The sequence below is a fragment of the Bacillus cereus group sp. N24 genome (assembly GCF_016483345.1).
GTDB classification, from domain to species: Bacteria; Bacillota; Bacilli; order Bacillales; family Bacillaceae_G; genus Bacillus_A; species Bacillus_A toyonensis.
Genome location: NZ_JAEHCA010000012.1, coordinates 45,587 through 58,872 on the forward strand (window position 1 = coordinate 45,587; position 13,286 = coordinate 58,872).

Here is a 13,286-nt window from a genome sequence, read left to right on the forward strand (position 1 = left end):
GATTCACATGGGAAAACTGTATGTATTTGATCACCCGTTAATTCAACATAAGATTACATATATTCGCGATAAGAATACAGGTACGAAAGATTTTCGTGAATTAGTGGACGAAGTAGCAAGCTTAATGGCTTTCGAAATTACTCGCGACCTTCCACTTAAAGACATTGAAATTGAAACGCCTGTAAGTAAAGCGACAACAAAAGTGATCGCTGGTAAAAAACTTGGTTTAATTCCGATTTTACGTGCAGGTTTAGGAATGGTTGATGGAATTCTGAAATTAATTCCAGCAGCAAAAGTAGGACACGTTGGTTTATACCGTGACCCTGAAACATTGCAACCGGTAGAATACTATGTGAAACTTCCAACGGATGTAGAAGAGCGTGACTTTATCGTACTAGATCCGATGCTAGCAACAGGTGGTTCTGCAGCTGAAGCAATTAACTCTCTGAAAAAACGCGGTGCGAAACAAATTAAATTAATGTGTATCGTAGCTGCTCCAGAAGGAGTAAAAGTAGTACAAGAAGAGCATCCTGATGTTGATATTTATGTAGCAGCATTAGATGAAAAGTTAAATGACCACGGTTATGTAGTGCCAGGTCTTGGTGATGCTGGTGACCGTTTATTCGGAACGAAGTAAGACAACTGACGAGAGGGGATTCCCTACTCGTCTTTTTTTGTCCCGAGTATGCAGGCAGGGGAGGGGGATAAATATGCAACGTGTATACAACATAAGTTGCATACACAACACATATAATATAGAAGTCTTACGTCTAAGGAGCACTATATTATGGAAGGAAAGCGTTATATCTTAAAAATATAATAGTGACAAACTTGTGAACATTTCCTTCTATTATAAAGAGAAAACTGTTAGAAATTGCATATCTCTAACCAGTATTTAGAAGGGGAACGTTTTCATTTTTGGGAGGAAATGCCTAATACTCAAATTTTTTGATTTTTTACGATTTCTCGTTGACACTGTTAATACCCTATTGTATGCTAACAACGGGGATAGATGGTAGGGCTTTCAGTGACAAAAATACATCTATTCCGTGACGAAAATGTAAACTTTTTATTTTGTATAGGATTTATGCAAAAAAATGAGTTATTATTAACACATCGTGAATGAGGGTTACATATTGGAGGGATGAATCCTTGCAAAAAAACGACCGCAGCCATATAAAAGCTTATGCTTTAATGTCAGGAATTCTTGCTCAATTAGTCGGTTCTATTCTTATTGGAATCTTTGGTGGGCAGTGGATTGATAATAAGGTTGGAACGTTTCCATTGTTTCTTATTATAGGTTTATTACTAGGATTAGGAACAGGGGTATACGCAATGATTCGACTCATTCGACATTACTATTCGGGAGAGCAATGATGATAGACGTACATGGACTTGTCCAAAGACAAAAGAAATATATGTACTACTTGCTTGCGCTTCTAGTGCTAGGATGGGGATTCACCTCTTACAAGGATGTATTTCTTGGGCTGATTATCGGAACGATTTTCAGTTTTCTTAGTTTGCGCATCATTGCACGTAGAACAGACAAGCTGTTAGATCGCGTAACGAATGGAGAAAACGTGAAGTTTAAGGCAACAGCGGTAAGTACATATTCGAGATTCGCGACAATTGGGTTATTAATTTTATTTGCAGCCAAATATCAAGAGTTAATTGCGATGTGGGGCTTAGGTGTAGGATTGCTGACAGGATATCTTGTCATGATCATAGATTTTCTTTATTTAGAGTATAAGAGCAGGGAAGAGAGGTGAATTACTAGTGGAACACGGTAAATTAGTTGAATTTCTAGGTTTAACGTTCGATTTGTCATCAGTTATGATGGTTACTGTAGCAGCAGTTATTGTTTTCTTAATCGCAGTTATAGGAACTCGCAGCTTAGCTCTTCGCCCAACAGGAATGCAAAATTTCATGGAATGGGTGTTTGACTTCGTGAAAGGGATTATCAATAGTACGATGGACTGGAAAACAGGTGGACGTTTCTTAACGCTTGGCGTTACGCTTATCATGTTTATCATCGTATCGAACTTCCTTGGTTTACCATTCATGTATTCAACAGTTGAGGCTGGCGAACATATTGCATGGTGGAGATCACCAACGTCTGATCCAGCAGTTACATTAACATTAGCCGTGATGGTAGTTACCCTCACCCATTATTATGGAATTAAGATGAAGGGTACGAAAGAATACGTTAAAGGTTATTTCCAACCTATGAAATTCTTATTCCCATTAAAGGTTATTGAGGAGTTTGCTAACACATTAACGTTAGGTCTTCGTTTGTTCGGTAACATTTATGCAGGTGAAATCCTGTTAGGATTACTTGCTAAGTTAGGCGGAGCATCAGTTCTTGGAGCATTAGGTGCACTTGTACCGATGTTAGCATGGATGGGATTCAGTGTATTCGTTGGATCAATCCAGTCATTTATTTTCGTTATGTTAACGATGGTTTATATGGCTCATAAAGTAAGCCATGACCATTAATATAATTTAAGTAAGAAAAAATTTATTTTTTTATAATACAAAGGAGGACAAATTAAATGAGTTTAGGTGTAATCGCAGCTGCAATTGCAATTGGTTTATCAGCATTAGGTGCAGGTATTGGTAACGGTCTTATCGTATCACGTACAATCGAAGGTGTTGCTCGTCAACCAGAATTAAAAGGCGCACTTCAAACAATTATGTTCATCGGGGTTGCTTTAGTTGAGGCACTTCCAATCATCGGTGTAGTTATTGCTTTCATCGTAATGAACAAATAAGGGAGACTCCCCTTACATAGATGGCGAAGAGTGTTTTTTGAACTTTCTTCGCCATTGCTTTATGAACGAAACGTATGTCTTTTTTTTTCATATGATCAATTTAGATATTTTGAAGGGAGTGAATCCTTGTGCCAACTTTATTATTAGGGGCTGCCATTCCATTTGGAACGATTGCTTATACATTGTTCATTTTCTTACTTCTATTAGTAATGCTACGCAAATTTGCGTGGGGTCCTTTAATGGGAATTATGAAAGAACGTGAAGAGCATGTTACTAGTGAAATCGACGCTGCAGAAAGAAGTAACGCTGAAGCGAAGAAATTAGTAGAAGAACAACGTGAAATGTTAAAACAATCGCGTGTTGAAGCACAAGAGTTAATCGAAAGAGCGAAAAAACAAGCTGTAGATCAAAAAGATGTGATTGTTGCTGCTGCGAAAGAAGAAGCAGAATCAATTAAAGCATCTGCTGTACAAGAAATTCAACGCGAAAAAGAGCAAGCGATTGCTGCTTTACAAGAACAAGTCGCTTCTTTATCTGTTCAAATTGCTTCTAAAGTAATTGAAAAAGAGTTAAAAGAAGAAGATCAAGTGAAGTTAATTCGCGATTATATTAAAGAAGTAGGAGAAGTGCGATGAGCAATGGGATTGTAGCAAAACGTTATGCTGTCGCTCTTTTTAAAATTGCAAAAGAAAAACACGTATTAGAAATGTTTGAAGAGGAATTACGCCTTGTACAAAACGTTTATGTAAAGAACGGAGAACTACATAGCTTTTTAACGCAACCGAACATTTCAAAAGAGCAGAAGAAAACGTTTCTTGCAAACGTATTCGGATCTGTTTCTGAATCTATTTTAAATACGTTATATATTTTAATTGATAACAAGCGCATTGAAATCTTACCTGAAATTGCAGATGAATATGTTGTTCTTGCTAATGAAGAACGTAACGTAGCGGATGCAACTGTGTATTCTACTCGTCTTCTATCTGAAGAAGAGAAGCTTAACGTTGCAGAAGCATTTGCAAAGAGAACGGGAAAAGATGCAATTCGCGTGAAAAATGTTGTAGATGAAGATTTACTAGGCGGCATTAAAGTACGTATTGGAAATCGCATTTATGATGGAAGTTTACAAGGAAAATTAGCACGTATTCAACGTGAATTAATGAAGAATAGATAGGGGTGAAGCACATGAGCATCAGAGCTGAAGAAATTAGCGCACTGATAAAGCAACAAATCGAGAACTATCAGTCTGAAATCGAAGTTAGTGATGTTGGTACAGTTATCCAAGTTGGTGACGGTATCGCGCGTGCTCATGGTCTTGATAACGTTATGGCTGGTGAACTTGTAGAGTTCTCTAACGGCGTTATGGGGCTAGCACAAAACTTAGAAGAAAACAACGTAGGTATCATTATTTTAGGACCTTACACAGAAATCCGTGAAGGTGACGAAGTTCGTCGTACTGGTCGCATCATGCAAGTACCAGTAGGGAAAGAACTAATCGGTCGTGTTGTAAACCCATTAGGTCAACCAGTTGATGGTTTAGGCCCAATCAATACAACAAACACTCGTCCAATCGAAAGTCCAGCACCAGGTGTAATGGATCGTAAATCTGTTCATGAGCCACTTCAAACAGGTATTAAAGCGATCGATGCTCTTGTACCAATTGGCCGTGGTCAACGTGAGTTAATCATCGGTGACCGTCAAACAGGTAAAACAGCAGTTGCACTTGATACAATCATTAATCAAAAAGATGAAGATATGATTTGTATCTATGTAGCTATCGGACAAAAAGAATCAACTGTACGTAACGTAGTAGAAACACTACGTAAGCACGGTGCATTAGATTACACAATCGTTGTAACTGCATCAGCTTCTCAACCAGCTCCATTATTATACTTAGCTCCTTACGCTGGTGTAACAATGGGTGAAGAGTTCATGTACAATGGTAAACACGTATTAGTAGTATATGATGACTTATCAAAACAAGCAGCGGCTTACCGTGAGCTTTCATTACTATTACGTCGTCCTCCAGGTCGTGAAGCATATCCAGGTGATGTATTCTACTTACATTCTCGCTTATTAGAGCGTGCAGCAAAATTAAGTGATGCAAGAGGCGGCGGTTCTTTAACTGCACTACCTTTCATCGAAACACAAGCAGGGGACGTATCAGCTTACATCCCAACAAACGTAATCTCGATTACGGATGGACAAATCTTCTTACAATCTGACCTATTCTTCTCTGGCGTACGTCCAGCGATCGATGCGGGTACTTCTGTATCACGTGTAGGTGGATCTGCTCAGATTAAAGCAATGAGTAAAGTATCAGGTACACTTCGTCTTGACCTTGCATCTTACCGTGAGTTAGAAGCGTTCGCTCAGTTCGGTTCTGACCTTGATAAAGCAACACAAGCGAAACTAAACCGTGGTGCTCGTACAGTTGAGGTATTAAAACAAGGATTACACAAACCGTTACGTGTAGAGAAACAAGTTATCATTCTTTACGCTTTAACACGTGGATTCCTAGATGATATCCCAGTAGTCGATATCACTCGTTTCGAAGAAGAATTCCATGCTTGGTTAGATTCAAATGCAGCTGACTTATTAAGCGAAATCCGCACAACTAAGAAACTTGCGGATGACGACAAATTTGCAGCAGCAATTAACGGATTTAAAAAAGTATTCGTAGCTTCTGAGTAATTAATAAAAGCGGAAGCGGCTCGATTTGAATGTGAAGTGAAGCCACCGAGCATTCAAGCCGCTGGAGCTAGATAGTATATATAAAAGGCATCTCAGGTTCTGAGATTGCTGACGGTTATGTAGAGGAAAAGAGTAGGTGCACCTATTCTTTTCCTTCAATCATGAGCAAGAATATCTTGCAACGTAGATTAGGAAGAGGATTCTTACTAATCGTGCCAACTTCCGGAAAAAAGGTGGTGAAAACCTGTGGCATCTTTACGCGATATAAAAGCGAAGATTACCTCGACAAAGAAAACGAGTCAAATTACGAAAGCGATGGAGATGGTATCTGCATCTAAGTTAAACCGTGCAGAGCAAAATGCTAAATCTTTCGTTCCGTATATGGAAAAGATTCAAGAAGTAGTAGCGAGCATTGCGCAAGGAAGTAAAGGAATTAATCATCCAATGCTAAATGCGCGTCCTGTAAAGCGTACAGGATACATCGTTATTACATCTGATCGCGGACTAGCAGGTGGTTATAACAGTAACGTATTACGTACAGTTAGTAACGTGATTCGTGAACGTCATAATATGGATTCAAACCAATATTCAATTATTGTGCTTGGCCGACTAGGACGTGATTATTTAAAACGTCGCGGATTTAACATCATTGATGAAGTAGTTGGATTATCTGACCACCCATCATTTACTGATATTAAAGATCTTGCTTCTCGAGCAATTGCGATGTTCGCAGATGGTGCTTATGATGAGCTGTATATTTACTACAACCATTACGTAAGTAAAATTTCACAAGAAGTAACGGAAAATAAAATTTTACCGCTTACTGATGTGGCGTCTGACAAACCGACGACAGCTTATGAATTCGAACCTTCTGAAGAAGAAATTTTAAAAGTATTATTGCCACAATACGCAGAAAGCTTAGTGTACGGTGCATTACTAGACGGTAAAGCAAGTGAGCACGCGGCGCGTATGACAGCAATGAAGAGTGCTACAGACAACGCAATGGAAGTTATCGATTCACTTACACTTTCATTCAACCGTGCACGTCAAGCAGCGATTACGCAAGAAATTACGGAAATCGTTGGTGGAGCAGCAGCGTTAGAATAGTATTAAAAAGCGTAGGCGGTTCGTTCAGAATGAGAGGAGGATGGAGCTTTTGACGTAGAGGCGATTTGTGCCTCGCAGGAAAAAGCGAAGCCACCGAACATTCTAACCGCCGGAGCTAGATTCAATAAAAGTGGAAGCGGCTCTGTCAAAAGAGTCGCATAAGCTATAAACTAATAAAAAATTAAAAGCCGACTTCTTTTAGAAAGCTGGCTAATTAAAAGAAAGCTAGGAGGGAACCCGATGAATAAAGGGCGCGTTACGCAAATCATGGGTCCGGTTGTAGACGTTAAGTTTGATGGCGGAAAGCTACCAGAAATCTACAACGCCCTTACGGTAAAACAAAGCAACGAAAACGGAGCAAACATTAACTTAACATTTGAAGTTGCACTTCATTTAGGTGATGACACAGTTCGTACAGTTGCAATGTCTTCCACAGATGGACTTGTTCGTGGCACAGAAGTAGAAGATACTGGTAAAGCAATCTCTGTACCAGTTGGTGATGCAACACTTGGTCGTGTATTTAACGTATTAGGTGATGCAATTGACTTAGATGGTGATGTTCCTGCGGATGTACGTCGTGATCCAATTCACCGTCAAGCACCTGCATTCGAAGAGTTATCTACTAAAGTAGAAATTCTTGAAACTGGTATTAAAGTAGTAGACTTACTTGCTCCTTACATTAAGGGTGGTAAAATCGGTCTATTCGGTGGTGCCGGCGTAGGTAAAACAGTATTAATTCAGGAATTAATTAACAACATCGCACAAGAGCACGGTGGTATCTCTGTATTCGCTGGTGTAGGTGAGCGTACTCGTGAGGGTAATGACTTATACCACGAAATGAGCGATTCTGGCGTAATCAAGAAAACTGCGATGGTATTCGGACAAATGAACGAGCCACCTGGAGCACGTCAACGTGTTGCATTAACAGGTTTAACAATGGCTGAGCATTTCCGTGATGAGCAAGGACAAGACGTACTATTGTTCATCGATAACATCTTCCGTTTCACGCAAGCGGGTTCTGAAGTATCTGCCCTTCTTGGTCGTATGCCATCTGCGGTAGGTTACCAACCAACACTTGCAACAGAAATGGGTCAATTACAAGAGCGTATTACATCTACAAATAAAGGGTCTATCACGTCTATCCAAGCGGTATATGTACCAGCCGATGACTATACTGACCCAGCACCAGCTACAACGTTCGCTCACTTAGATGCAACAACAAACTTAGAGCGTCGTTTAACGCAAATGGGTATTTACCCAGCCGTAGATCCATTAGCATCTACATCTCGTGCACTTTCTCCAGAAATCGTAGGAGAAGAGCATTATGAAGTAGCTCGTCAAGTACAGCAAACTTTACAACGTTATAAAGAGCTTCAAGATATCATCGCTATCTTAGGTATGGATGAGTTATCTGAAGAAGATAAGTTAGTTGTACATCGTGCTCGTCGTATTCAATTCTTCTTATCTCAAAACTTCCACGTAGCCGAGCAGTTTACAGGTCAAAAAGGTTCTTATGTACCTGTAAAAAATACAGTTAGTGGTTTCAAAGAAATTCTAGAAGGAAAATATGATGACCTTCCAGAAGATGCATTCCGCCTTGTTGGTGGCATTGAAGAAGTTATTGAAAACGCGAAGAAAATGATGGCGTAAGGCCTTAGGAGGGACGAAGTATGAAGACATTTCCAGTCAGTATTGTAACTCCTGATGGACCGGTTTACGAAAAAGAAGTAGAGATGGTAAGTGTAAAAGCAGAGAGTGGGGAAATGGGGATCTTACCGGGTCACATTCCAACTGTTGCACCATTAAAAATTAGTGCAGTTCGTCTGAAAAATGGTGGACACACTGATTATGTAGCAGTTAGCGGTGGCTTTATCGAAGTTCGTCCAGATAAAGTAACTGTATTATCATCATCTGCTGAAGAAGCAAACCATATCGATATCCATCGTGCAAATGAAGCGAAGCGTCGCGCTGAGCAACGTATGCAAGACAAACAAGCACATGTTGACTTTAAACGTGCAGAAATGGCATTACAACGTGCTGTGAACCGTTTAAACGTTTCCGATATGAAATAAAAAAATCCGTAAAGGTAAAACCTTTACGGATTTTTTTATTGTATTTTATGGATAATTTTACAAAAATGGTATAATTGCATTGATGGTTGTATAAGTAGAGAATGTACAACAATTTATATTTCATAAAGGGGATGAATCAATGATCGGTGAAATGAAACGAGAAGCGTTGCACTCTTTAAAGGGGAATTGGGGACTAGGTGTTGGATCAACGATTTTATATTTTATTTTAAGTTATGTTGTTTCAATGGCTGCAATGCTTATACTTTTAATTCCAGGACTTATTCTATTTTTTTTAATTGTTAGCTTCGCTGGTTCAATTGAAGGGGAAACAATATCAATTGGAGCAGCTATTACATTTGGGGTATTTTATTGTATCATGATACTTTTGAGTAACGCATCGTATGGTATTACATCATACGGTTATACGAATGTATGTCTACAGATTAGTAAACGAGAAGGTGCTAAAGTAGATTACTTATTCGAAGGATTTCGTGGTTTTAAAAGAATGATGAAAACAATGTGGGCAATGCTTGCGATTTTGTTATATACAGGTACATGGATTCCGATGTTGTTATTAGGCCTATTCGTATTTTTAGGTGAAGAAGGGAATACATCGTTTGCAATTGCTTTCTTCGTACTATTAGCTATTGCCATCGTTGGTATGACTGTGATGTATTTTTCTTATGCAATGACGTACTATGTAATGATTGAAAATCCAGAATATAGTGTGTCACAAGCAATGAAAGAAAGTAAGAGCCTTATGAAGGGACATAAGTTAGATTTGTTTCTTTTATGGCTTAGTTTTATAGGATGGGCTATTTTAGCGATTTTGACATTTGGAATAGGTTTTCTTTGGCTTAGTCCGTATATGGGTACAACGACATCTCATTTTTATCGCTATATTTTAAAAGATGAATTGCGGTAAGAACATGCTATACTAATAGAATTGTTACGTATAGGAGGCTAATTATGATTAGTGATTTAAAAGGAGAAGCGTTAGACTCTCTAGAAGGAAAATGGGGCTTAGCTGTTGGGGCAACATTATTAATTTCAATTCTTATCACGATGTTTAGTTTTAGTGTTAAGTGGGGATTTTCTTCAACTTTCGGTTGGCAAGATACAACTGGTTCATTTTCGATAGATATTCTTACACTTTTTGTTACCGGACCGTTAACTTTAGGGGGGTATTATCTGGCTTTAAATATCATTCGTGAAAAACAAGCTAGTATCGGCAATGTATTTGTTTGGTTTACAGAGGGGAAAAGATTTTTAAAATCATTTTTAGTATATTTATTAGTGAATCTTTATCTTCTTTTATGGACTTTACTTTTCATTATTCCAGGCATTATTAAATCATTTTCTTATGCGATGACGTATTTTATTATAAACGATCATCCCGAGTATTCATTGAATCAAGCCATTACAGAAAGCCGTCGTATGATGGATGGGCATAAAATGGAGTATTTCATTTTATGTTTAAGTTTTATTGGTTGGTTTATATTAAGTTGTATTACATTAGGGATTGGATTCCTCTGGTTAATTCCATATTTTTATACGACAGCTTCAGCTTTTTACGAAGAGATTGCAGAAGAATATTACGAGAAAAAAATCCCAACAATATAAAGTGAAACTGTGATCATTAGGGGCTTTAATCATCCCAAAATGATAACGAACCTTCACTCTCGCAAATAGCGGGATAAAAACACCCAGTGTGAACTAATTGTTCATACTGGGTGTTTTTTGTAGAAATTTTATAAACTGTTTACTTGTTAGAGGTTTACTGAAATAGTAACCTTGCATATATTTACAGTTGTTTTTTTGTAGAAACTTAAGTTGTTTTTCTGTTTCAATTCCTTCAGCAATGACAGAGAGATTTAAAGTATTTGCAAGAGAAAGGATAGTGGAAAAGATGGCTCTTTCTTCAGGGCGATGATCGGCTAGTTGTGTAAATTCTCTCGGTACCTTTAATGTATCGATAGGGAAAATTGATAAATAAGCGAGAGAAGAATAGCCAGTACCGAAGTCATCAATTGCCGTTTGAATGCCGTATTCTTTTAATTGCTTCAGTCTCGATAGTGTTTCTTTTTCATTAATCATCGCAATTCGTTCTGTTAACTCAAGTGTGACATGTTTTGGATCGACCTGCACGTCGTTTAATATTTGTGAAATGTTTTCGATTAATTGATTTTGTTGGAACTCTTTTGCTGATAAATTAACGCTTATTTTTAAATTTTGATAGCCAAAGGTATGCCATATTTTTAATTGGAGACAGGCTTCTTTTAATACCCAATGTCCAAGTGGAACGACTTGTGGCGTTTCTTCTACAATTGGAATGAACTCACATGGTGAAATGTCACCTAATAGTGGATGTTTCCAACGTATTAATGCTTCAGCGCCGATAATTTTATTTGTTGTCGTATCAATTTGTGGCTGATAGACGAGATAAAATTCCTTGTTTACTAAAGCGAGTGGCAAATCCTTTTCGATTCGAGCTTTTCGTTCTATTTTCTTATATAGTTCTTTCGTATAAAGAGAGCTACGATTTTTTCCTTTATTTTTTGCTTCGTACATGGCCATATCGGCATGTTGTAAAATAGAAAGTGGGTCTTCGCCTGCTTCAGGGTATATTGCAATCCCGATACTCGGTGAGATTCGTAAATGCTGATTTTCGATTTCGAATGGTTTGTTCATGGCCACTACAATCATATCAGCTATTTTTTTTACATCTGTCCTTTTTTTATAATTTTCGATGAGGATTGTGAACTCATCCCCAGCTAGTCGAGCAAGTTTCATATGCTGTGTTGATAATCGTTCGAGCCTTTTGGCTACTGCAATTAATAGGAGGTCTCCCACCCGATGCCCGAGAGTATCATTAATAACCTTAAAGCGGTCTAAATCGAGAAACATAACAGCAAAGGAGCTTTTCGATATTTTTGCTCGTGCAATCGCCTTTTCTAAATATTGATGAAATGCACGGCGATTTGCAAGTTCAGTTAAAGTATCATGATATGCTAGGAAATTAATTTGTTCTTGTTGTTGTTTGCTTTCCGTAATATCTTTAATCATTAAGTAGACCCCTGAAATATGATCCTTTAAAAAGATGGGAACAGCTGTAACATGCAAGTAGTAAATATCTCTGTTTTTGTGATACGCTCGTATTTCTAAAGAGATAGAATTCCCCTTTTTTACGCGATGAAAGGCGTTAATAATTTCTTCTAAATCTTCTTCGTATATGAGTGAGTAGTAAGGTTGATTTAATAATTCATTCGTTTGATACCCTAGTAAAGTAGTACCAGCGTTATTAACTTTAAGAAAATTGCCGTACAAATCTAATGTGAAGATTGGATCTGGATGGTGCTCGTATAAAGATTTAAACATTTGTTGGTTATGATAGAGCTCATTTTTTTGTTCTACTAAATCTTCTGTACGTAGTTCAATTTGTTTCTCGAGTTCCAAGTTGAATTGCATTTGGGCTAGTAATAATATTTTATTTTGTTTTCGAACTAAACTATGGCGTATGAGAACGAAAGTGAAAGTTATTATAAGCCCGATTACTACAATGGGGGCAAAAACATATTCGGCCAATATAAAAATAATAAGCATTACTACAGAAATATAAGGTAATGATAATCGGATTGATTCACCAAATTTAGGCGTTAATAGTACCTGCTCTTGTTTTTCAGGCTCTTTCGTATGAAGAATACAGGCGATTGCTGCTAGCACTAAAACCACTTGATAGAACGGAGTAACTGTAAACATAGAATACGCTGGTGTGAAATATTTTATATAAGCATAAATAGCATCTGTAGTAGCATACAAAATTAAAGCACTACCAAGAAGTGCACCAACTTGTTTTGGTAATAAGGATAATGGTCTGAATAAAAGGTTGATTCCAATTAAAAGAAAGAGTAAATCAGCCATTGGATAGGTAAGTTGAACAAATATATCGATATAGGATGTTGTGAAAACGTGAATGGTTTGCTCAATAAGTAAGTAGTAACTTAAAGTAAATTGGGCTGTAACGATAATACAAATATCACATATCATAAAAAGCTTTTCTAATAAGTCCCGGTTATAAATGATCTCGTATAGAAAGGCAAGTGCAAAGCTAATTAAAAAAAGTAGGTAAAAAAAGTCAGACGGATCAACAAACGTATAGTAGTCCTTTAAAATTAAACGTTGATAGGAAACAACTATATCACCAATGAAATAAGAGAGAGCCCCAACAGATAATATGATCCAAAATAAACGGGATAACCCTTGTTTCGTATTTGTAAAATAAAATATATAACTACAAGCGATAATATCAATTAATAAGGTACTCATTCCGATTAATATTTGAAAGGGAAATGAGTATTCATATAGAAAGAGCATGGCTACGTAATGAATTGCGATAGAAAACAATAAAACGCTTATAAGAATACTTACATGTGTTTGTTTTTTCATTTATATCACCTACGGTATATACATATAAACTTCCTTTTTATTTTTTGCGATTGCCTAAAAAATATATATAAATTCTATACTTATTTTGCACAGGTATAGCGAGTTATAAAAATAGATTTTAATAATTCTTGTTTCTGTCCTCAACATATCGACATAGGAATTTGAAGTTTGCTATAATAAATAAAATAGTTTAATT

At 37.3% G+C, this 13,286-nt stretch carries 15 protein-coding genes; 14 read left to right on the forward strand and 1 reads right to left on the reverse strand.

Annotated features, from left to right (window positions below; translation table 11 throughout):
- Positions 1-7: 7 nt before the first annotated feature.
- The 14 genes from upp to JDS95_RS17825 all read left to right on the forward strand — a co-directional run bounded on the left by upp (position 8) and on the right by JDS95_RS17825 (position 10,267).
- Entirely contained in the window at positions 8-637 is a 630-nt protein-coding gene (gene upp / locus JDS95_RS17760; RefSeq protein ID WP_000517536.1) for a uracil phosphoribosyltransferase, read from the forward strand.
- A gap of 375 nt (positions 638-1,012) precedes the next feature.
- On the forward strand, positions 1,013-1,126 hold the full coding sequence (locus JDS95_RS17765; protein WP_000232961.1) for a DUF4024 domain-containing protein: 114 nt from the start codon (positions 1,013-1,015) through the stop codon (positions 1,124-1,126).
- A gap of 26 nt (positions 1,127-1,152) precedes the next feature.
- Positions 1,153-1,377 carry an AtpZ/AtpI family protein gene (locus tag JDS95_RS17770; RefSeq protein ID WP_001171219.1) on the forward strand — a complete coding sequence of 75 codons (225 nt, stop codon included), beginning with the start codon at positions 1,153-1,155 and terminating at the stop codon, positions 1,375-1,377.
- The gene (locus tag JDS95_RS17775; protein WP_000567600.1) at positions 1,377-1,769 is read left to right on the forward strand and encodes an ATP synthase subunit I; all 393 of its coding nucleotides are present in this window, start codon (positions 1,377-1,379) and stop codon (positions 1,767-1,769) included. Before JDS95_RS17770 ends, JDS95_RS17775 begins: the two co-directional genes overlap by 1 nt.
- Positions 1,770-1,776: 7 nt before the next feature.
- Complete coding sequence (atpB, locus tag JDS95_RS17780) at positions 1,777-2,496, forward strand: F0F1 ATP synthase subunit A (protein ID WP_000399876.1); 720 nt, start codon at positions 1,777-1,779, stop codon at positions 2,494-2,496.
- 56 nt (positions 2,497-2,552) lie between these two features.
- Positions 2,553-2,771: a F0F1 ATP synthase subunit C gene (gene atpE, locus JDS95_RS17785; RefSeq protein WP_000052064.1), complete on the forward strand. Its 219-nt coding sequence runs from the start codon at positions 2,553-2,555 to the stop codon at positions 2,769-2,771.
- A gap of 128 nt (positions 2,772-2,899) precedes the next feature.
- Positions 2,900-3,406: a F0F1 ATP synthase subunit B gene (gene atpF, locus JDS95_RS17790; protein ID WP_199690703.1), complete on the forward strand. Its 507-nt coding sequence runs from the start codon at positions 2,900-2,902 to the stop codon at positions 3,404-3,406.
- Positions 3,403-3,945 (forward strand): F0F1 ATP synthase subunit delta, encoded by a 543-nt coding sequence (gene atpH, locus JDS95_RS17795; protein ID WP_000064687.1) that lies wholly within the window; start codon positions 3,403-3,405, stop codon positions 3,943-3,945. The genes atpF and atpH overlap by 4 nt, the downstream gene beginning before the upstream one ends.
- A gap of 11 nt (positions 3,946-3,956) precedes the next feature.
- The gene (atpA, locus tag JDS95_RS17800) at positions 3,957-5,465 is read left to right on the forward strand and encodes a F0F1 ATP synthase subunit alpha (RefSeq protein ID WP_000027515.1); all 1,509 of its coding nucleotides are present in this window, start codon (positions 3,957-3,959) and stop codon (positions 5,463-5,465) included.
- Positions 5,466-5,711: 246 nt separating this feature from the next.
- A complete protein-coding gene (gene atpG, locus JDS95_RS17805) occupies positions 5,712-6,572 on the forward strand; it encodes a F0F1 ATP synthase subunit gamma (RefSeq protein ID WP_000157703.1) in 861 nt (286 codons plus the stop codon).
- 240 nt (positions 6,573-6,812) lie between these two features.
- Positions 6,813-8,222 (forward strand): F0F1 ATP synthase subunit beta, encoded by a 1,410-nt coding sequence (gene atpD / locus JDS95_RS17810; RefSeq protein ID WP_001032587.1) that lies wholly within the window; start codon positions 6,813-6,815, stop codon positions 8,220-8,222.
- Between the two features lie 20 nt (positions 8,223-8,242).
- The gene (gene atpC, locus JDS95_RS17815; RefSeq protein ID WP_000847214.1) at positions 8,243-8,644 is read left to right on the forward strand and encodes a F0F1 ATP synthase subunit epsilon; all 402 of its coding nucleotides are present in this window, start codon (positions 8,243-8,245) and stop codon (positions 8,642-8,644) included.
- Between the two features lie 139 nt (positions 8,645-8,783).
- Entirely contained in the window at positions 8,784-9,569 is a 786-nt protein-coding gene (locus JDS95_RS17820) for a DUF975 family protein (RefSeq protein WP_085450730.1), read from the forward strand.
- A 44-nt stretch (positions 9,570-9,613) separates the two neighbouring features.
- Positions 9,614-10,267, forward strand: coding sequence for a DUF975 family protein (locus tag JDS95_RS17825; RefSeq protein ID WP_000622473.1), 654 nt, complete (start codon positions 9,614-9,616; stop codon positions 10,265-10,267).
- A 93-nt stretch (positions 10,268-10,360) separates the two neighbouring features.
- Here the strand turns inward: JDS95_RS17825 and JDS95_RS17830 are convergent, their stop codons facing one another.
- Positions 10,361-13,090 carry an EAL domain-containing protein gene (locus tag JDS95_RS17830; protein ID WP_085450729.1) on the reverse strand — a complete coding sequence of 910 codons (2,730 nt, stop codon included), beginning with the start codon at positions 13,088-13,090 and terminating at the stop codon, positions 10,361-10,363.
- Positions 13,091-13,286 lie beyond the last annotated feature (196 nt).